This window comes from Streptomyces sp. NPDC091287, assembly GCF_044768525.1.
GTDB lineage: Bacteria > Actinomycetota > Actinomycetes > Streptomycetales > Streptomycetaceae > Streptomyces.
Window position 1 is genome coordinate 66,153 of record NZ_JBIVUV010000021.1, and the last position, 20,167, is coordinate 86,319.

A 20,167-nucleotide genomic window follows, 5' to 3' on the forward strand; every position below is an offset into this window, starting at 1 on the left:
GCGTCCCACAGATCGGGCCGGGTCAGGGAAGGGGCTGCTCCGCCCAGATGATCTTCCCCCGGGGGGTGTAGCGCGTGCCCCACCGATGGGCGAGCTGCGCGACCAGGAACAGCCCGCGCCCGCCCTCGTCCGTCGTCCTGGCGTGCCGCAGCCGCGGCGAGGTGTTGCTGGCGTCGGACACCTCGCAGGTCAGCGCCGACTGGAACAGCAGCCGCAGCCGCACAGGACCCGCGGCGTAGCGGATCGCGTTGGTCACCAGCTCGCTGACGATCAGCTCCGTCGTCATCGACAGCTCCGCGAGCCCCCACGTCTCCAGCTGGCGGGAGACCTTGGCCCGGGTCTCGCCGACCGCCGCGGGGTCCACGGGTACGTCCCACGAAACCAGGTGCTCGGGGCTCAGGCGGTGGGTCCGGGCGAGGAGCAGCGCGATGTCGTCCGGCTGCGGGACGGGCAGCAGCTCCTTGACCACCGCCGGACACAGGTCCTCCAGCGGCATTCCGTCCCGGGACACCGCCCGGCCAAGACGGCCCATTCCGCGCTCCAGGTCCTTGTCGGCCCCTTCGATGAGCCCGTCGGTGTAGAGGCCGAGGAGGCTTCCCTCGGGCAGCTCGATCTCCAGGGACTCGAAGGGCAGCCCGCCGAGTCCCAGGGGCGGCCCGGCGGGCAGGTCCGGGAAGCTGACCGTGTTGTCCGGCGTGACGATCACCGGCGGCGGGTGACCGGCCCGCGCCATCGTGCAGCAGCCGTTCGCCGGATCGTAGACGGCGTACAGGCAGGTGGCCCCCACCACCGTCGTCCCGCCCCGCTCCTCCGGTCCCCCCGCGCGCTCCTCCTCGCTGAGCCGCAGGACGAGATCGTCCAGGCGCGCCAGCAGCTCGTCCGGGGGAAGATCCATGTCGGCCAGTGTCTGTACGGCGGTGCGCAGCCGGCCCATGGTCGCGGCGGCCCCGATGCCGTGCCCGACGACATCGCCGATGACCAGGCCGACCCGGGCCCCGGACAGCGGGATCACGTCGAACCAGTCGCCGCCCACCCCGTCCTTCGCGTCGGCAGGAAGGTACGACGACGCCACGTCCAGCGCCGTCCCGCCGCGCAGCGTGTGCGGCAGCAGGCTCCGCTGGAGCACCAGCGCCGCGGTGTGCTCCCGGGTGTAGCGGCGGGCGTTGTCCACGCACACGGCCGCGCGCGCCACCAGCTCCCTGGCGGGCGCCACGTCGTCCTCGTCGAACGGCACCGGATTCCGCGACCGCATGAAGGTGGTCAGTCCCAGCACGGTGTCGCGCGCCCGCATCGGCACGGAGATCAACGAGTGCAGCCCGAACTCCCGCAGCCGGGCGGCCCGCGCGGGCTGTTCCACCGTCCACCCATGGTGGTCCGGGTCGAGCGCCGGGAGCAGGACCGGGTCGCCGTCGATGAGGAAGTGCGCGTCGTGCGGCGGCGGCACGAAGTCGACCGTCTCCCCGACCCGTACGACCGCCTCCGGACAGCCCTCCCGCACCGAGCTCATGCCCGCCCGGCGCATGGCCGGCCGTTCGCCCTCGGCCGGCGCGGCCGCCCCGGACCGGTCGCCGCCGAACGGGTTCTCCAGCAGGTCGACGAAGACGAAGTCCGCGAACCGGGGCACCGCGAAGTCGGCGAGCTCCTGCGCCGTACGCTGGACGTCCAGGGTGGAGCCGATACTTGTTCCGGCCTCGTTCACCAGCGCGAGCAGCCGGCGAGCGTTCCACCGGTCGGTGACGTCGAGGACCATGTAGCCGATGCCGATCCGGCGGTCGCGGGCGTCGGCCAGCGGGAAGAACGAGCTCGCATACGCCCGTCGGCGGTGCGGATCGGCCCAGCTCCAGCCCAGATACTCGTAGTCCGTGATCGCCTCGCCGGTCGACAGGACCTGCCGCATCAGCCGCTCGATGGGTGTCGCCAGTGCTCCGGGCAGCACGTCGCTCGGCCGGCGCCCCAGCCGCTGCTCCCGGGGCACGCCGCCGAACCGTTCCAGGGTGTCGTTCAGCCAGAGATAGCGCAGGTCCGGGTCGAGTACCGCCATGCCGACCGGCGACCGGGTCAGGAAGTCGTCCAGCACGGACCCGCGCATCGTCCAGTGCGGGGTGAGTTCCCGCCCGGACACCAGGAAGCCCTCCCGCCCGGCGATCAGGAACGAGGCGGTGGCCCGTACGTCGATGTCCAGCGACCGGCCGTCCCGGGCCCGCAGGGGGACCAGCCCGCTCCACCCCGAACCGGCCCGGCAGCGGGCGGCCACCGCGGCCGTGCGCCGGGCGTCCGGGGGGCCCGTGAGCAGCCGGGAGGCGGACCGGCCGACCACCTCGGCCGCCGGATACCCGAGCAGTGCCTCGGCCCCGCGGGTCCAGCCGATGACCGTGCCGTCCCCGGCGATCACCGCCGCCGCGCCGTCGGTCGTCCGCGCCGGTTCCCGCCCGTCCCCGGAGGGCAGCGGGCCGGGCTCCGCCGGGGAGCCCTCGTCGGCGGATGCCATTGCACCTCACCACCCTCTGTAGGTTTCCATGGTCGCTCGTCGCCCCGGACCGCGCCCGGCGCGGAGTCCGGCGCGGAGACCGGTGCGGAGGCCGGGCGCGGGCTGTCCCTCGTTCGGCGGCGTGACGGAGCGGGCCGTGTCCGCGTTGGTGGTGATGACAAGCGGTTGCTTGTCCACCTGCCCCGCGCTGGACCCGTGTGGGTGGACGGCTCCGGCCCCGACAGGAGGGCCGGAGCCGTTTCCATGCCCGGGATCAGTAGCGGAAGCAGATCTCGCGCTCCCGCAGCCACGGGCCCAGCCAGTCGCCGAACGGGACCGGCACGCACCACTCGCGGGCGGGCGGCGTCCCGGCCCCCGGATCCGTGGGCGTCGGCGCCACCGGGGACGGCACCACGGACGGCGGGACCGTCGGGGAGGGCGCCGGATCCGTCGGGGCGGCGGTAGGAGTGGGAGTGGGCGTCGGCGTCGGGCTGGGCGCGGGCGCGGCCGGCGCGGCCATCTCGGTCAGCATCGTCCGGAACACCTTCGATGACCGCGGATTGCTCTTGCACTGCCAGACGCCGTGCGGGCAGTAGTCCGTGACCGTCTGGTAGAGCGGCTTGTGCCGGCCGATCCACTCCAGCATCCGCCGCATGTACTCGGGGTTGTCGCCGTTGCGGAAGAGCCCCCACTCCGGGAACGAGATGGGCTTGCCGTGCTCCGCGGCGAAGTCGACGTGCTTCTGGAGGCCGTACGGGTCGGTGATCTGGTCGTCGAAGGTCTCGCCGGGCGGCTGGTCGTAGGAGTCCATCCCGATGATGTCGACGACGTCGTCGCCCGGGTAGCACTCGGTCCACGGCACCGCGTCCCGTCCCCGGCTCGGCGTGAAGTCGAAGCGGAGGTCCTGACCGGGCACCGCGCGCATCGCCGTGACGATCCGCTCCCAGTACGCCTTCCAGGAGGCGGGATCGGGGCCGCACCGATGGGTGTACGTGGTGCCGTTCATCTCCCAGCCGAGCACGATCACGGTGTCCGGAACGCCCAGCTCCACCAGCCGCTCCGCGAGCCGGGTGAAGTGCTGGTCGTACTCCCCGGCCGCGCCCGCCCGGAGCAGGGTGCGGACCTCGTCGTCCGGGACCCGCTCCTCGTTGCGCTCCAGCATCGGCACGTTCAGGACGAACATCCGTTCCTGGTCCGCCTGTCTCCAGTCCGCCCAGGCGTCGAGGAAATCGGGCGCCCCCTCGATGTTCACCCACAGATCGCCCGGCAGGTAGGTGTGCCCCACCCGTAGCTCCGCCCCGCCGAGCCAGCGCGACAGCTCGGCCATCCTGCTGACCCCGGCGGGCCCGTAGTCCAGATACGCGCCGTGCGCCGTGCTGCTCGCCGCCCCCGGGGCGCCGGGTGCGGCGCCGTCGACGGAATCGGTGCCCGGCGGCGACTGACCCGCGATGCCGCCACCCGCCAGGAGGCTGAGAGCAGCCGCCGCGATGCACGAAACGATGAGACGGCGCTTAGCCGGCATTACTCCTCCTGGCTGCGGTGAATTCCGGCCGGTTCGGCCTGATAGGGAGAGAGTCGCATCATTGTGCACCGGGTGCATGCGCAGGAGTCCATTTATCGTATTCGGCGTTGCGGACGTGCCGTTCAGGTGAATGTGGGGCCGAACGTGAAGGGCAGCGATCCGACGCGGTTGTCGAAATTCGAGTCGACCAGGTCCGGATCTGCCAGATTGCGCATGACGGGACGACGGGCGATCAGTTCCCGGAAGAGGGCCGTCATTTCGAGCCGGGCCAGATGCGCTCCCAGGCAGTGGTGCGGCCCCCCGCCGCCGTATCCCAGATGGGGATTGGGCGACCGGGTGATGTCGAAGCGATCCGGATGGGTGAAAACCGTCTCGTCGCGATTGGCCGACGCGTAAAGGAGAGCGACTTTCTCCCCCGGGAGAAATGTGCGGCCGCCCAGTGCGCATTCCGCCGCGACAGTCCTGCGGAACTGGATGATCGGCGTCGAATGCCGCACGATCTCGTCGACGGCGCCGCCGATGTACCGGTCGAAGTCGGACCGCAGCAGCTCCCGCTGCTCCGGATGCCGGTCGAGCAGGAACAGCCCGTGCGCGATGGCGTTGCGGGTCGTCTCCACCCCCGCCACCAGCAGCAGCGAGAAGAAGGCCCCGAGTTGCTGCCCGGACAGCGCCTCGCCGTCGATGTCCGCGCTGACGAGCGCCGAGACGAGGTCGTCCTCGGGGTGACGGCGCCGTTCCCGGGCGAGCCGCCCCATGACGAACTGCATCCGGGCCAGCGACGCCAGCCCACGGCCGGGAATCCGCAGCCGTGCGCGGCCCCGGCGCTCGACGCCGACGTGCTCCGAGGCATGGTCGATCTGCTCCGCGATCCGCGCCCGGTACGCCTCCGGGACGCCCATCAGGTCGCAGATCACCTCCAGCGGCAGCCGCGAGGCCGCCGACGGCATGAAGTCCCGGGGGCGCTCGGTGATCAGCTCGTCCACCAGCCGCCCGGCGAGCCGGCCGACGTTCTCCTCGACGTCCGCCAGCAGCCGGGGGGTGAACCGCCGCGAGATGATCCGGCGCAGCGCCGCGTGCTCGGGCCCGTCCATGTTGACCATCGAGTTCCCGAACAGCGCCTTCGCCCAGCCGGCCGGCTCCGGGGTGGTGACCCCCGGAGCGCTCGTGAACACCTGGGGCGTGCGGCTCGCGGTCCGCACGTCCGCATGGCGCACCAGGGCGTGGAACGGCTTCCCGGCGGTGCGCGCGGCACCGGCCCGCGGAGTGAACAGGACCGGCGCGTCCAGCTCCCGCAGCAGGGCGAAGGCCCTGAGCCTCACGTGGCGGGGCAGCCGCCAGAAGGCCGGGTCGGCCAGATCGACGTCCGTCGCGCGCAGTACACGGTCCCCGGACAACTGGTACGGAACGGTCATGCCCATCACCTCCACGGTTCGCCAGGCCATGGTCCGGCCCGCCGGCCGAGAGGAGCCCATCGACGCGGCCCGTCGCTCCCGATGAGCCCGCACCCTCACGCGTTTGACGGAACGGAGCCGGTAACCGTACGCCGCACGCACGAGAACTGTTTCGCCACCGCCTCGTTGTCAACATCGCCATCAGAAGCACCTCGTACGAGTGAGTGAGCCAACGAGTCGACGAGGCGAGTCAACGAGAGGCAGGTAGTCATCTCATGAGCCCCACCCCCGCGAAACCGGGCGGCACCCGCGTTCCCTCCCGCCGGATCGTCCTGCGCGGAGCCTTCACCGCCGCAGTGGTCACGGGCACCGCGGGCGCCCTGCTCCCGCTGCTCGACGGTGAGCGGGCCGCCGCGGCCCGGCCCGCACCCCAGGCGCCCACGTCCGGCCCCGGATCCCGCCCCGTACCCACGGCGGACGAGTTCGCCGAGATGTACCGGGGCAGGGAGATCCGGGCGACGGCGACCGCCGTCGTCCCCGCCGGCGCCACGGACGACGACCGGGTCGCGATCGCCGCAGAACCGGGCGTCGACGTCCGCATCGACGGCAGGCCCCTGCACGTCATGAGGCGGGCGGACGGCACCTATCTGAGCGATGTCCGGCACTACGAGTCGTACCCGACGCTGCTGGAGGCGGCCCGTGCCGCCGTCGACGAGCTCGGAGCCGCCCAACTCTCGCACCCCGCCGCGCACCGCATGTGAACCAGGAGGACCAGCACCGGTGTACACCCGCAAGAACCAGCGCGACCTGACGCGCGCCGAGAAGCGCCGGCTCGTCGACGCGATCCTGAAACTGAAGCGCTCGGGCCGCTACGACGACTTCGTCGTCATGCACCGGGAGTACTACGTCATGGACACCGAGCGGCGGCCGCGCCCGGCACACATGACGTCCTCGTTCTTCCCCTGGCACCGCCAGTACCTGCTGGAGTTCGAGAAGGCGCTCCGGGGCGTCGACGCGGGCGTCAGCGTCCCGTACTGGGACTGGACCCAGGACAACAAGCCGACCTCGTCGCTCTGGGCGGAGGACTTCCTCGGCGGCAACGGCAGGACCGGCGACCGCCAGGTCACCACCGGCGCGTTCGCCTACGGTGCGGGCAACTGGAGCGTCGGCAGGGGCGTCACCGACGAGCACTACCTCACCCGCAACTTCGGCAGACCGGGCCGCGACCCGGTCTCCCTCCCCACCAAGAACGACCTGGCGCGGGCGCTCAAGGACCCCGTCTACGACACCGAGCCCTGGAACAGCGTCTGCGCCGAGGGTTTCCGCAACCGCGTCGAGGGGTGGGGGATCCGGGGCGTGCGCGGGGTGGGCCTCCACAACCGGGTCCACCAGTGGGTCGGCGGCCCGATGGCGGGCGCGGCCTCCCCCGAGGACCCGGTGTTCTGGCTCCACCACTCCTTCATCGACCTGCTGTGGGACCGGTGGCGCAAGGCCCACCCGAAGTCCGCCTACCTGCCGGGCCGCAAGCCCGCCTCACCGGGCCAGGACCGCGACTACGTCTTCGGCCTCGACGAGGCGATGCCCCCCTGGGGCGTGACCCCGAGGAAACTCCTCGACCACGGCAAGCTCTACCGCTACGCCTGAGCCCGGACGGAGGAACGGCCGGCCCCCTCCGCGAGGAGGGAGCCGGCCGTTCCGGAACCACGGGAGATCAGCGGCCGTAGCCGTAGCCGCCCTTGTCGTGGTGGCCACCGTCGGCGTTGACGCAGGTGTTGCCGAAGGCCGGGTTCAGCAGGCCGATCACGTTGATCGTGTTGCCGCAGAGGTTCACCGGCACGTGCACGGGGACCTGGACCACGTTGCCCGAACCGACGCCCGGGGAGGCGGCGGCGAGGCCCTGCGCGCCGGCGTCCGCGGACGCCATGCCGGCGCCGCCGGCGATCAGGGCGCCGGTGCCGGCCATGACTGCGGCGACCTTCGTCATACGAGACATTCGGAACTCCTAGAACAGATAGGGGGTGTGCTGCGGACACGAGGCCCGCACCCCCTGACAACGCGGGAGAGGCCGGACGGTAACGGATCAGCGCACAGGTGATATCTCCGACGCCCCTGTCCGGCGTATGCCCGGCGCGTCAGCGCCCGAGCACCGGCAGCCCCGTCAACCGCTCGTGCCAGTCCCGCGCCGCCGGGAACCGGGCCTTCACGGTCTCCACCGCCCGCTCCCGTACGGCCACCTGCGACTCGCGCAGCCGCAGCAGCGGCTCCAGGCCAGGCCGCGCCAGCAGCAGCCGCTGGTTGACCACCGGCACCGGCCCCCAGTGGTTCTTGTAGCTCTCCGCACCGCGCAGCAGGCTCAGCACCGCGCACCCGCCGTCCGAGGCCTGCTGGGCGACCTCGCGCAGCAGCATCGTCGACACATCGACCTTCCGCTCGCGCAGCGCCGGATCCGCACCGTACAGATAGCCGCCCGTCAGCCGTCCGGACTGCAACGACAGGTTGGACGCCACCACCTCGCCGTTCAGCCGGAACTCGGTCATGGCCGCCGTACCGTCCCCCACCATCCGCCCCACCGACCGGATCAGATGGTCCGAGAACCGCGCCCGGAGATGCTCGGGGTTGACCGCCCGGCCCTCCCACTGCCGCTCGTGCAGCCGCAGCAGCGTGCCGACCGCGGCGGGCACCCCGTCCCGCGGGATCCGGTGCGCCTCGACGCCCAGGGCGTCGACCTTGCGCAGCTTGGAGCGCAGCCGCTGGCCCCGCGAGCCCGTCAGCCGCGCCACGGCGTCGCCCAGCGGCTCGGCCGGCAGTTCCATGCACGTCGAGTCCGTGAGCCGGCTCCGGGCCCCGGCCCACCGCCCGAACAGCAACTGCGCCGACGCGTCGGGCCTGACCTCCCGCAGGTCCACCACGGTGTGCCGGGCCGCCCGGTCCAGACCGCGCCCCAGCGCCCCCACCGCGTAACCGGCCTCCTCCTCGTCCAGCAGGATGTCGAAGAAGTCGGAGATCGCCCCGCCCATCGGGACGAGCAGCGGCATCGGACGGTGCACCAGCATCAGCGGCGCCGCCCCGATCAGCCGCCCCGCCCGGCGGACCAGCAGCACCCGCAGCCGGCCCTCCTGACCGTAGGAGATCCACCACGAGTGCAGCCAGGCATGGCTCTGGAACGGGGTCGCGGTGGCGCAGCGGCGGTGCAGCGCGTCCCACTCCCCGGCGAGAGCCCCGAACTCCCCGAAGTCCCGGCACAGGGTCACGACGAGGCCGCCCGCCCGGTGCCCCGTCATCGGACGAGCTCCCGGTCGTCCTGCGCGACGTTGCCGCCCCCGGCCGTCGGACCGGGAACCTGCACCGGGACGGGCCGGCCCGCCCGGCGCGGCCGGACCAGCAGCACGAGGCCGCCCAGCAGCCCGCCCGTCGCGGCCCCCACGGCGGCGCCCAGCGGCACGGACGGCGAGATGGGCTGGTCCGGCGTCATCGCATGGGTGAACTTGATCAGCTTCACCCCGGTGTCCTTGGAGACATGGCCGCTGCTCACGATGACGGCCTCGATGACCGCATTGGCGATGTCGGCCGCCTTGTGCCGGTCCTCGGACGTGCCCGTCACCGAGATCATCGGCGAGTCGGGAGAGGTCTCCGACCGGACGTGGGACCGCAGCTCGCGCACCGTTTCGCCGGCCGCGCCCTGGGCGTACGAGAGCGTCGCGTCGCTCGTCGTCAGCCGCCCGTACGACTGGGCGTACCCCAGGGCCGCCGAGGGGTCCGTCTCCGCCTCGGCGACCGCCATCGCATAGCTGGTGGCCTCGTACCGGTCCGCGGCGAGCGCACTGTACGAGAGCCCGGACGCGGTGCCGATCAGCACGGAGACGGGCAGCGGCCACCAGTGCGGCAGCCGGGCGAGGGCGGTGCGCAGCCGACGGACGACGACATGTCGACGCTGCTGCTCGGGTGAGTCGGTCATGAAAGGGCTCTCCGGTTCGGTGGGGCGGTGTCGAGGGCGTACGCGTACACGTCCATCAGGCGCTCGCTGCTGCGCCTGATGTCGTAATGGCCGACGGCCCGGGGCGGCGGCTGCCGGTCCGCTCCGGCCTGTATCCGCTGCCGCAGCCGGGCCGTCAGCTCCTCGGGGCTCCCGGCGATCCGGGTGGCCGCGGGGGCGTGGGCGGCGGGCAGGTCGTCGATGGCCGGGCAGGCGTCGTGGAGCACGGGCAGTCCGGCGGCGAGCGCCTCCACGGCGGCGAGTCCGAAGGACTCCTCGCGGGACGTGGAGACGAAGGCGTCCAGGGCGCTCAGCAGTGCCGGAACACCCGGGACCGGGCCGTCCCCGCGCTCGTCGCACTCGCCGAGGAACCGGATGCGGTCCACGGCCCCGAGGCGCAGGGCCAGCGCCCGCAGCGCCCCGGCCTCCGGACCGTCCCCGGCCAGCAGCAGGCGGGCCTCCGGCAGGGCGGCGACCGCGCGGATCAGCACGTCGAACCGCTTGCCCGGCACCAGCCGCCCGACCCCGCCGACGACGAACGCCTCGTCGGGGACGCCCAGTTCCGCCCGTACGGATGCCCGACGCCCCGCGTCGAAGCGGAACCGGTCCGCGTCGATGCCGTTCGGCACCAGCCGGATCCGGTCGGCCGGCACGCCCCAGTCCCGCAGCCGGCCGGCCACGGTGGAGGAGACGGCGACGGTCGCCGCCCCGAGGCGTTCGGTCGCGAGGTACAGGGCGCGAATGGACCGGGTGAGCGGGCGGCCCTCGATCTCGGCACGCCCCAGGGAGTGTTCGGTCGCGACGGTGGCCCGGGTCCCGGCGAGCCGGGCCGCGATCCTGCCGTACACACAGGCCCGGTACAGATGGGTGTGGACCACGTCGTAGCGGCCGTCCCGGATCAGCCGGGCCAGCCTTCCGACGGCCGACAGGTCCCGGTTGCCGCGCATCCCGAGGTGGGTCACCCGGATGCCGTCGGACCGCAGCTCCTCGGCCACCGCCCCCGGGTTGGTGAGCGTCACGACATCGCACTCCACCGGCAGATGCCGCAGCAGCAGCCGCAACTGCCGCTCGGCGCCACCGACCCCGAGCCCGGTGATGACGTGCAGCGCCCTCACGCCGGGCCGCCCGTCCGCACCGGCCCGGCGACCCGGGCGCCCGCACCGGGCACCGCCACCTGCCGGAGCCCGTGCCGCAGGTCCTTCGCCCACAGGCGTACCCCCCGGTCCGCCTGGCTGATGTGGGTGCGGGGCAGCGCGAACCGGCTGAGCAGCGGGCCGGGAGCCAGCGCGCACGCGTAGCCGTAGCCCGCCGAGCGCGCGGCCTCGGTGACCCGGCGGTCGAGGATGCCGTACGGGTAGCAGAAGCCCTCCGGGAGCGACCCGGTGAGATCGCCGATCAGCTCCCGGCTGCGGGCGGTCTCCCGGCGCAGCTCCTCGTCCGGAAGGGCCGTCAGGTCCTGGTGGTACAGACCGTGCGAGCCGACCTCCATGCCCGCGGCGGCGACCCGCCGGACGTCGTCGTGGGTGAGCAGCGGCTTGCGCGGGCCGAGCGGATCCCACTCGTTGACGCCACCCGGCCGGCCCGGGAGGACGAAGACCGTCGCCCGGAAGCCGTGCTTGCGGAGCACCGGCAGCGCCTCGTCGAGGAAGTCCGCGTACCCGTCGTCGAAGGTCAGCCCGACCAGCCCGCGCCGCCCCCCGTCCCCCGCGCGCAGCAGCTCGGACACCCCCACCCCCGTCAGCCGCCGGCTGCGCAGCCACGACAGCTGTTCGTCGAGGCGGTCGGGGGAGACGGTGATGCCGTACGGATCGTCGCTCGGATCCGTCACCGAGTGGTACGTGAGGATCCACGGCCGGCGGCGGGTGTGCGGGCGGAGCCGGGACGAGGGAGCGTCGGCGCAGTGTGCCGAGGATTCAGCGGCCATCAAGGAACCTCCGTCGGGTGAGTGCCAGCAGGGAGACGACCTCGGGCGAGCGCAGGGCGAGCCCGGTCAGGAAGAACACGGCGGGGACGAGAAGACACCCGGCGGCCAGACTCAGCACCGGATCGGGGACGAGGGGGGCGCAGGCCCAGCCGGCCACGCCCGCCGCCAGCGACGCGCCGGTGAGCCGGCCCAGCGAGAGGGCCACGGCCCGCGTCCGGATCGGCACCACCCGGGTGCCGAGGCCCATGAGGAGCAGCAGCGCCGTCGTGCTGATCCCGATCGCGTTGGCGGTCGCGATGCCGTCCACGCCGAAGCGGTACGTCAGGGCGTACCCGGCCCCCATCGTGACCAGCAGCCCGGTGCCCATGGCGAACGCCGGGAACCAGGTGGGCCGCCCGGACGAGAAGAACGGCCGGCTCAGCGCGCCGACCAGACAGTGGCCGAGCAGCCCCAGCGCGTACACCCGCATCACCTGGGCGGTGGACGCGGTGTCGGCGGTGTCGAACGCGCCGCGCTGGAAGAGCACCTCGATGATCTGGGGCGCGTAGCCGAGGACGACCGCGGTGCCGAGCAGCACCACCATCCCGGCGAGCGCCAGGTCCCGCTCGACGCGCAGCCGGGCCTTCTCCCGGTCCCCCGCGGCCATGGCCTGCGCGACCACCGGGAAGGTCACCGTGCAGATCATCAGCGACAGCACCATCGGCATCTGCGCGACCTTCTGCGCGTAGTTCAGATGCGAGATCGCGCCCGCCGGCAGCGTGGAGGCCAGGAACCGCTCCACCAGCACCTGGGACTGACGGCTCACCACGAACAGGACCACCGGGGCCAGCACCGCGAAGCCCAGCAGCGGAGCGGTCCGCGCCGCACGCCGACCCCGCCGGAACCTCGGCAGCCGGGGCCGCGCCAGCGGTACCAGCCGCAGGAACACGGGCAGTTGGGTCAGAATCATCAGCACACTGCCGACCGCGACCCCCACCGCCGCCGCCCGTACCCCCCACGCCGCGTGCAGGGCCAGCGTCATCCCGATGATGCCGAGGTTGTACGCGACATAGACGCCGGCGGGCGGCAGGAAGCTGCGGTGCGCGCGCAGCGCGGCGCTGAAGTAGCCGGTGATCCCGAAGGTGAGGACGGTGACCGCGGTCAGCCGCGTGCAGTCCACGGCGAGCCGCGGATCGGCGAGGCCCGGGGCCAGAACGCCCACGACCCACGGGGCGCCCGCGATCAGCAGCGCCGCGCCGCCGGAGAGCAGGAGGAACAGCCGGGGGAGCGTGGTAGCCACCAGATCCCGTACGGGGTCGGCCCCGGGAGCTTCCCCGGCCGCCGCCCGCCGGGTCAGGGCGAGGCTGAACGCGGGGACCAGGAGGAGCGCCATCCCGTCCTCGATCAGCAGCGTCGCCGCCATCTCGGGCACGGTCCAGGCGATCAGGAAGGCGTCACTCGCGTCGCTCGCCCCGAAATACCGGGCGATGGCCTGGTCCCGCACCAGACCGAGGACGGCACCCAACACGGTCAGCACCGCGGTGGCCGCCGCCGCGCGGGCAAGGAAGGACCCGAGCCGGGGCGCCTCGCCGCCGGCCGTCCCTGGCGCGACGCCGGGGGAGAGGGGCCCTTCGGGACCTCCTCCCGGGGCCGGGAGCAGCGGCGGGGCTGCCGCGCCCGCCGGACGCGCCTCGGCCTCCGTCCCCGTGCCGGTGTCGCTCATGCGGCGCTCACCCGGTCCGGCCCGGCCAGCGCCCACCAGGCGGCCAGTCCCAGCACGACCCCGCTCAGGACCGTGGTGGGCCCGCCGATGTCCGCGTACAGGAAGTTCACGCTCTGCCAGGTCATCAGGGCCACCGCCGCCAGCCCGCAGTCCAGGGCCGCGTGTCCGCGCGAGCGGGCGACGTACAGTCTGCGGACCGCCCCGACCAGGATCGCCGCCCAGCTGCCGACGAGCGCGGTCAGCCCGATGAGGCCCTGCTCGCTGAGGACGAGGAGATACATGTTGTGCGGGGAGAGGAGCGCCTGCCGGCGGAACTCCTGACCCGCCCCGGCCGTGTCGCTGCCGGAGGAGAGCCCGATGGAGGCGTGCCCGTCACGGTGTGCGGGGAAGCCCTTGAGGCCGACCCCGGCGGCCGGCCGCTCCCGCCACATCGCGCCCGCCGCGCTCCACATCGCGTAGCGGTCGCTGACCGACCGGTCCGGGGTGCTGGTCACCCGGGTCACGCTGGCGGCCCGGTCCGCGATCATCTCGGAGCCGATGCCGAACCCGCCGACCAGGACCACCCCGGCCGCGCCCAGCACGGCCAGCGATGTCAGCGCCTGCCGCCGCCCGGTCAGTGCCAGGACGACGAGGACCGCGGCGCCCGTGGCGATCCACACGCCCCGGCTGAACGACAGCGTCAGGGGCACGATCAGCGCGACGGCGAGGACGGCGGCGCAGGGCCGCAGCCAGGCCGGGGCGTTCCGCGTCGTACGCAGGGCACAGGCCGCGGCGGCGAGCAGACCGTAGGCGACGACGGTCGCCATCCCCATGATGTCGCTGGGCCCGAACGTGCCGACCGCCCGGATGTCCTCGCCCATGTAGGAGGCGCCGGTCCCGGTGACGTACTGATGGACGCCCGTGACGCCCTGGACGACCGCCAGGAGGACGAGCGAGCCGGCGACGATCCGGAACCCGTGGGCGTCCCGGAGCAGCAGGTACACGGCCATCGGAACGAGGACGAAGACCTGGAGATGGCGGACCAGCCCCGGCAGGGCCGCGGCCGGGTCCGCCGCGATGACCGTGGCCACCGCGAAGCCCACGGCGGGCAGGCCCAGAACCAGCGCGGCGGTGGCGCTCAGCGGACGCTGCCGCAGATACAGCAGCCGCCCCACGCACACCAGCACCGCGAGGCCGGATGCCACGTCGGCCGGGCCGCCCCCACCGGAGGCCCCGGAGGGCAGGGCGGGCAGCAGGACGGTCGCGACCAGCGGCAGCAGCGGCCAACGGCTCCGCCAACCACGCCACGGGGGGCGGGTGGCGGCCCGGGGCCAGGCCGCCGTCGACGGCGCGGGCGGGGTCAGCACAGCGGCCATGATCAGCTGCCTCCGAGCCGGAACAGGGAACCCGCGGTCCGCGCGAGCACGCACGCGTCCTGCCACAGCGACCAGGTCTCGATGTAGCGGTTGTCGAAGCGGGCCCGCTCCTCGATCGAGGTGTCGCCGCGCAACCCGTTCACCTGGGCCAGACCCGTGATGCCCACGGGCATCCGGTGGCGGGCCTGATAGCCGGGATGGGCACGGCTGAACTGCGCCACGAAGAAGGGGCGTTCGGGGCGCGGGCCGACCATGCTCATATCGCCCCGCAGGACGTTCCACAGCTGCGGCAACTCGTCGAGGGAGGTCCGGCGCAGCACGCGGCCGACGCGGCTCATCCGCCCGTCGGACGCGACGTTCCAGCGGGTGGCCGACTCCTGGACGTCGGCGGGCCGCAGCGTACGGAACTTCAGCAGGACGAAGGGGCGTCCGTGCCGGCCGACGCGTTCCTGACGGAAGATCACGCCCGGCCCGTCGGAGAGCCGCACGGCCAGGGCACAGGCCGCCATCACCGGGGCCGCCAGCAACAGCCCGACCGCGGCCAGGGCGGCGTCCATCGCCCGCTTCGCCCCGTGGCCGAGAGGACGGTTCGTTCCGTCGTTCAGCGGCTGGACGGTGAAACCCCACAGATGATCGGGGCGGCCTTCCGCCGGGAGCCCGGCGACGGCGCCGGGACCGGTGACCAGCCACACCCGGCAGCCGTGACCGGTGAGCAGAGTGAAGAGAGCGGCGCCGTCCGGGGTGGACTCGGGCGGCGCCGTGAACACCGCGTGCCGCACGCTGTTCTGGACGACGGCCCGCCCCACCTCCTGGGGCGAGGCCAGGACCGGCAGCGGCACGGGGTCGGAACCCGCCGGCTGCTTCTCGTCCCCGGACGCCGGGGGCGCGACCAGACCGACCGGCCGCAGTCCGTAGGCGGGGTGGTCGAACAGGGCGGCCGTCACCTGACGGGCCGACGGCCCCTGGCCCACGACCAGCGTGGACAGCGGGCGGCGGACGGCCGCCCGCCGCCGTGCCCCGTACACCGCCACGCGTCCCGCGCAGGTCAGCACGGTCTGCGTGACGGCCCCGTACGCGAGCACCGCCCAGCCGATCGCCTGCTGCGGAGCCCAGGTGGCCAGCACCTCCATCGTCACGTACCACTGGAGGAGGGTGAGGCCGAACAGGGCGGGGAGCTCGGAGAGGACCGAGGGGGACAAGCGCATCCCGTACAGGCGACGTTGGGCGAAGAGCAGCACCTGCGCCACCGCCTGGACGGCCACCAGCAGCCAGGGCCACGAGACCGGGACGACCAGGGCGAACGTCACGGCCGGGGCCAGGGCGTCCGTGCACAGGAGCGGCGCGAGACGGCCGTACGGGACGGTCCGGCGCTCGCCGGGCCGCGCCTGCGCACCACCGCCGCTTCTTCGCGGCGGATGAACCGTGTGAGCCTGTACGGCTGTTGCCTGACCAGCGCCGGGAACCGGTGTGCTCTCCATCGTCATCGCTCGGTGCGCTTCCTCGTGGGGCCGGACATGCCGACCAGTTCCTGGTAGAGACCGGCAACCGCCCCAGCGGTCCGTCGGACGTCGAAGGCCGCCCGGGTGTGGTGCAGGGCCCGGCGGGACAGCGCATCGCGCAGCTCCGGGTCGGCGAGCAGGGCGGTCAGCGCCGCGGCCAGTGCCGCCGGATCCTCCGGAGGCACCAGACAGTGGTCCTCGTGGCCGGGCGGCAGGCTCTCCCGCGCCCCGTTCACGTCGGTCATCACGACGGGGCGCCCGCAGGCCATGGCCTCCAGCGGCGCCAGCGCCATGCCCTCCCAGCGGGAGGGCAGCACGAGGACGTCCGCCGCGTGGATCCACGGCCGCACGTCCTCGCAGGCTCCGGTGAACAGCACGCCCGGCGGGGCCGACGCCTCCAGTCCGTCCCGGTCGGGCCCGTCGCCCACCAGGACCAGACGGGCCCCGTCCACCGGCATCCGGCGCCAGGCCCGCAGCAGCACGTCCTGCCCCTTCTGCCGGGTCAGCCGGCCGACGCAGACGACCAACGGGGCGTCCGCGCCGGCGCCCTCCAGCAAGGGCAGCGAGGCGCGGGCCTCCGCACGGTCCCCGCATCTGCCGGGACGGAAGCGGTCGAGGTCGATGCCGTTGTGGATGACCGACCAGCGGGCGGCGATGCCCGCCTCCTGTCCGGTGCGACGTTCGGACTCGCTGACGCACAGGATGTGATCGGCCCACCGCGCGCCGAACCGCTCCCAGCCGAGCGCGAGTTCCGCGGTGCGCCCGCCGACCGCCTCGAACGACCAGGCGTGCGGCTGGAACACGGTGGGGATCCGGCCGCGTACCGCGATCCGGCCGGCCAGTCCCGCCTTGGCGCTGTGGGCGTGCACCACGTGCGGGCGGCTCACGCGGACGATCCGCCGCGCGGCGGCCACCTCACCGGCCAGCCGGGGCCCGGGGGCACGGGTGACGGACCAGCCATGGACCTCGGCGCCCGCGGCCGCCGCCCCGAGGGCCAGCGGGCTGCCGGGCGGGCAGGCCACCACGGGGCGCAGCCCGGACCCGGCCTGGGCCCTGACGAGATCGGTGACGACCCGGGCCACGCCGCCGTCCACGGGCTGAACCAGATGAAGGACCGTCAATTGGCTTTCTTCAGTACGACGCATGTGCAGCACGACGGCTCTCTTCGCTCAATCCGGTAAGTAAAGCCGAAGTGCACTTTGGCAGAGTTGTGGCGAAATCGTGCGCGTGACTCGCTCATACGATCACAGGGGGATGACGCGTGAAGGAGGGCCGTTCGGGTGGTCGCACAGCAGATCGGCGCATGCCCGCGGCCCTTTCACGGACAGTCGGTGAAAGGGCTTGCCGGGAGTCCCCGTACGGAATGGCGGAGGTGTCTGAACGCATCGCGCCGCTTATATCTTCAGCCTTTTTCCGGCATGCCGTACTGGGCCGATCACCCCACCGGATGGCGGCACCATCTATCGGCCGACTAGGCCATTCTCGTGGTGGCGAACGGAGTGGCGAAAGAGACGTGTCCGGCGCGCGCCACGATTTCCACCTCGTCGCCCAGAGCCCATTCCGCGACCCGTGACGCCATCGCCGCCGGCACCACGTCACTGATGTCCGGCGCGGCCGGAATGTCGTACGTGGCGTGGGCGTCATGGGGCAGGACGACCCGATGGCCCAGCTCCAGGGCCCGGCGGGCGGTGGCGAGCACGCACATCTCCGACATCACCCCGCACACGGCGAGCGCCCGGACGCCCGCCGCCTGCAGCTCGGCCTCCAGCGACGTCTCCTCGAAACCGTCGTCCTCGCTCTTGCGGATCACCGTCTCGGCCGGCCCGGTGCGCACGGGCAGGTGCAGCTCCCACCCGGGCGTCCCCGGCTCGTCGGGCTCTCCGACCGGGCCGTCGTTCTGCAGGTGGACGACGAGCGCCCCGGCCTCCCGGGCCCGCCCGATCAGATCCGTCACCCGGTCCAACAGCCGGGGCGCCTCGGGCACGGCGGCGTCCCCCGCGACGAACGCCGACTGGACGTCGATGACGAGCAGCGCCGTGACGGGAGCGGGAAGGTCGGTCATGCCGGGGGAGTCCTCACGTCGTCGCGGTGGGCGCGTGGGCGAAGGCCGGCCCGGACCCATCGTGCCGTACGCGGGACCGTGGCCGCCCGCCGATTTCCGGCGGGCGGCCACGGGTCAGCCGGTGCGGTCCACGAGGTACGGGATCAGCGTGAGCAGATCCCCGCGCGCGCCCTCCGCCAACGGCACCCGGTCCAGACAGGCACGGGCCGCGGCCAGGTGCTCGTGTGCCTCCGCGACCGCGGCCCGCCGACCGCCTGCCTCGTCGATCAGCTCGGCCGCACGGCGCGCCGCCAGGTCGTCGAGCGGCTCGGCGGAGGTGAGCAGCGCGGCGAGACGCCGGGCCGCCGGGTGGTCGGCGGACAGGGCCGCGAGCACCGGGTAGGTCTTCTTGCGCCGCCGCAGATCGCTGTGCACCGGCTTGCCGGTCACCTGCGGATCGCCCCAGATCCCGAGCAGGTCGTCCACCGCCTGGAACGCCACCCCCACATGCCGCCCCGCCAGGTCCAGCGCCTCCACGGTGCTCGCCGGGGCACCTGCCAGCACCGCGCCCAGGGCGGCGGCGCAACCGAGCAGGGAGCCCGTCTTGTGGGTGGCCATCGACCGGTACTCGTGCGGCAGGACCGCCCCGGGCCCGGTCCACGGCCGGGACTCGAAGAGCAGGTCCTGCGCCTGACCACTCACCAGATCGCGCAGCGCGCCCGCCAGTTGCCGGACCGCCGCCGCGCCGCCGGGGCCCGGAGCCTCCGCCAGCGTGGAGACGGCCAGCGCGAACAGCGCGTCCCCCGCGAGGACCGCCGGACCCGTGCCGTACGCCTTCCACAGCGTCGGCCGGCGACGACGGGTCTCGTCCCCGTCCATGATGTCGTCGTGGATCAGGGAGAAGGTGTGGATCAGTTCGACGGCCACCGCGCCGAGCACCGCGTCCGCCCCGCTGCCGCCGGCGGCCTCCGCGCCGAGCACCGCGAGCGCCTGGCGGACGCCCTTGCCCTGCGATCCGGGCGCCGGCTCGCCGCCGGTCCCGCTCCAGCCCAGCGAGAAGGCCGCCGTCTCCGCGTGCCAGGGGTGCAGCCGCCCCACCGACTCCACCAGGGCCGGGCGCACCAGTTCGCGGCAGCGGTCCAGTATCTGCGGAGCGCTCGCCCGGCTGGTCGTGGAGAGCGTCATCGCCGGCCGTCCCTCTCGCCCGCGGAGGCCGGTTCCACGCCGAGTTCGGCGTACGCCTTCTCGACCATCTCCTGGGCGTTGAGCAGCCCGATCCGGCTCAGCCTGCCGCGCAGTTCGTCCAGCTCGGCGGCGGTGGCGTCGCGGTCCCGGCCGAGCCTGGCCCGCGCCTTGACCAGGCCGAGCGAGGCGAGCGCCTCGCCCCGCGGTTCGTCCATCGCACGGAACTCCCCGAGCGCCTGCTCGTAGACCTCGCGTGCGTCCTCGTACCGCCCGGCGCGGAACAGCACGTTGGCCCGCATCTTGTGGTTGTAGGCGAGGGCGCTGGAGAGGTTCATCTCGCGACAGGTGACCTCGGCCTCGGAGAGCAGATCGAGGGCGCGCCCGGTCGCCCCGTCCCGGAGGGAGACGATGTCGGCGATGCCGCGCAGGGCCCAGGCCCGGCCGCGCCGGTCGTCCGCGTCGCCCGCCAGGACGGCCGCCTCCTCGAACATCTCCAACGCGGTGTCCAGCGAGCCGGTGTTGCGGTGGATCTGCGCGATGCCCTCCAGCGCCCAGACGGTGTGCCGGGCCTCGCCCCGGGCGCGGGCCTCGGCCAGCAGCTGTTCGTGCAGCGTCGCGACGGTCGCGTAGTCGCCCTGGATCCGTCCGGTCTCGGCGAGGCCGGCCAGCGAATAGCCCCGGGCGACCACGTCACCGCCCCGCTTCCCCAGCTCCGCGGCGAGGCCGAGCAGCCTGAACGCGAGGCGCAGCGAACCGCGTTGGCGCGCCAGCGTGCCCCCGCTCCACAGCGCCCACGCCATCGCCCCGGTGTTCCCGGCCGTGCGCGCGGCCCGGTAGCTGGCCTTCCAGGCCCGGTCGGCCTCCACGACCTGCCCGAGCCTGCGGTGCGCCTCGGCCACGGCCAGCCCCGAACGCGCCACCTCCTCCTGCGATCCGGAGAGCTCGGCCTGCCTCAGGTGGCGAACTCCCTCGGCCAGTACGTCGGTGAGGGAGGCGTTCACCGACATTTTGGTGAGCGCTCCCTGGTACTCGGGCGCCAGTGCCTTGGTCTGCATGGGGGCCTTCCGCGCGGTGCCGGGCCCGCATCGCGCGAACTATACCCACCGTG

General features: G+C 73.6%; 17 protein-coding genes. 2 read left to right on the forward strand and 15 right to left on the reverse strand.

Annotated elements, in window-relative coordinates; genetic code table 11:
* Positions 1–22: 22 nt before the first annotated feature.
* From ACIQRW_RS30915 to ACIQRW_RS30925, 3 genes are all read right to left on the reverse strand, one after another.
* Positions 23–2,488, reverse strand: a complete 2,466-nt coding sequence (locus ACIQRW_RS30915; RefSeq protein WP_403766458.1) for a SpoIIE family protein phosphatase — start codon at positions 2,486–2,488, stop codon at positions 23–25.
* Positions 2,489–2,741: 253 nt separating this feature from the next.
* Entirely contained in the window at positions 2,742–3,989 is a 1,248-nt protein-coding gene (locus ACIQRW_RS30920) for a glycoside hydrolase family 26 protein (RefSeq protein WP_403766461.1), read from the reverse strand.
* 122 nt (positions 3,990–4,111) lie between these two features.
* Positions 4,112–5,401 carry a cytochrome P450 gene (locus tag ACIQRW_RS30925; RefSeq protein ID WP_403766463.1) on the reverse strand — a complete coding sequence of 430 codons (1,290 nt, stop codon included), beginning with the start codon at positions 5,399–5,401 and terminating at the stop codon, positions 4,112–4,114.
* Positions 5,402–5,655: 254 nt separating this feature from the next.
* On the opposite strand from ACIQRW_RS30925, the gene ACIQRW_RS30930 reads away from it, so the two are divergent.
* Entirely contained in the window at positions 5,656–6,141 is a 486-nt protein-coding gene (locus ACIQRW_RS30930; RefSeq protein WP_403766465.1) for a tyrosinase family oxidase copper chaperone, read from the forward strand.
* A gap of 19 nt (positions 6,142–6,160) precedes the next feature.
* Complete coding sequence (locus ACIQRW_RS30935; protein ID WP_403766467.1) at positions 6,161–7,024, forward strand: tyrosinase family protein; 864 nt, start codon at positions 6,161–6,163, stop codon at positions 7,022–7,024.
* A 67-nt stretch (positions 7,025–7,091) separates the two neighbouring features.
* On the opposite strand, the gene ACIQRW_RS30940 is transcribed toward ACIQRW_RS30935, so the two are convergent.
* From ACIQRW_RS30940 to ACIQRW_RS30995, 12 genes are all read right to left on the reverse strand, one after another.
* Positions 7,092–7,373 (reverse strand): chaplin, encoded by a 282-nt coding sequence (locus ACIQRW_RS30940; protein ID WP_026290151.1) that lies wholly within the window; start codon positions 7,371–7,373, stop codon positions 7,092–7,094.
* A 139-nt stretch (positions 7,374–7,512) separates the two neighbouring features.
* The gene (locus ACIQRW_RS30945; protein WP_403766469.1) at positions 7,513–8,661 is read right to left on the reverse strand and encodes a GNAT family N-acetyltransferase; all 1,149 of its coding nucleotides are present in this window, start codon (positions 8,659–8,661) and stop codon (positions 7,513–7,515) included.
* Entirely contained in the window at positions 8,658–9,335 is a 678-nt protein-coding gene (locus ACIQRW_RS30950) for a lipopolysaccharide biosynthesis protein (protein ID WP_403766472.1), read from the reverse strand. Before ACIQRW_RS30950 ends, ACIQRW_RS30945 begins: the two co-directional genes overlap by 4 nt.
* Positions 9,332–10,468 (reverse strand): glycosyltransferase, encoded by a 1,137-nt coding sequence (locus ACIQRW_RS30955; RefSeq protein ID WP_403766475.1) that lies wholly within the window; start codon positions 10,466–10,468, stop codon positions 9,332–9,334. The genes ACIQRW_RS30950 and ACIQRW_RS30955 overlap by 4 nt, the downstream gene beginning before the upstream one ends.
* On the reverse strand, positions 10,465–11,277 hold the full coding sequence (locus tag ACIQRW_RS30960) for a polysaccharide deacetylase family protein (protein ID WP_403766478.1): 813 nt from the start codon (positions 11,275–11,277) through the stop codon (positions 10,465–10,467). The genes ACIQRW_RS30955 and ACIQRW_RS30960 overlap by 4 nt, the downstream gene beginning before the upstream one ends.
* Positions 11,267–12,979 (reverse strand): murein biosynthesis integral membrane protein MurJ, encoded by a 1,713-nt coding sequence (gene murJ / locus ACIQRW_RS30965; RefSeq protein ID WP_403766481.1) that lies wholly within the window; start codon positions 12,977–12,979, stop codon positions 11,267–11,269. The genes ACIQRW_RS30960 and murJ overlap by 11 nt, the downstream gene beginning before the upstream one ends.
* The gene (locus ACIQRW_RS30970) at positions 12,976–14,334 is read right to left on the reverse strand and encodes an O-antigen ligase family protein (protein WP_403766484.1); all 1,359 of its coding nucleotides are present in this window, start codon (positions 14,332–14,334) and stop codon (positions 12,976–12,978) included. Before ACIQRW_RS30970 ends, murJ begins: the two co-directional genes overlap by 4 nt.
* A gap of 2 nt (positions 14,335–14,336) precedes the next feature.
* Positions 14,337–15,818 carry a sugar transferase gene (locus ACIQRW_RS30975; RefSeq protein WP_403766486.1) on the reverse strand — a complete coding sequence of 494 codons (1,482 nt, stop codon included), beginning with the start codon at positions 15,816–15,818 and terminating at the stop codon, positions 14,337–14,339.
* The gene (locus tag ACIQRW_RS30980) at positions 15,815–16,978 is read right to left on the reverse strand and encodes a glycosyltransferase (protein ID WP_403766488.1); all 1,164 of its coding nucleotides are present in this window, start codon (positions 16,976–16,978) and stop codon (positions 15,815–15,817) included. The genes ACIQRW_RS30975 and ACIQRW_RS30980 overlap by 4 nt, the downstream gene beginning before the upstream one ends.
* Before the next feature lie 326 nt (positions 16,979–17,304).
* Positions 17,305–17,895, reverse strand: coding sequence for a cysteine hydrolase family protein (locus ACIQRW_RS30985; protein ID WP_403766490.1), 591 nt, complete (start codon positions 17,893–17,895; stop codon positions 17,305–17,307).
* A gap of 114 nt (positions 17,896–18,009) precedes the next feature.
* Entirely contained in the window at positions 18,010–19,059 is a 1,050-nt protein-coding gene (locus ACIQRW_RS30990) for a polyprenyl synthetase family protein (protein WP_403766493.1), read from the reverse strand.
* Positions 19,056–20,114, reverse strand: a complete 1,059-nt coding sequence (locus tag ACIQRW_RS30995; RefSeq protein ID WP_403766496.1) for a hypothetical protein — start codon at positions 20,112–20,114, stop codon at positions 19,056–19,058. The genes ACIQRW_RS30990 and ACIQRW_RS30995 overlap by 4 nt, the downstream gene beginning before the upstream one ends.
* Positions 20,115–20,167 lie beyond the last annotated feature (53 nt).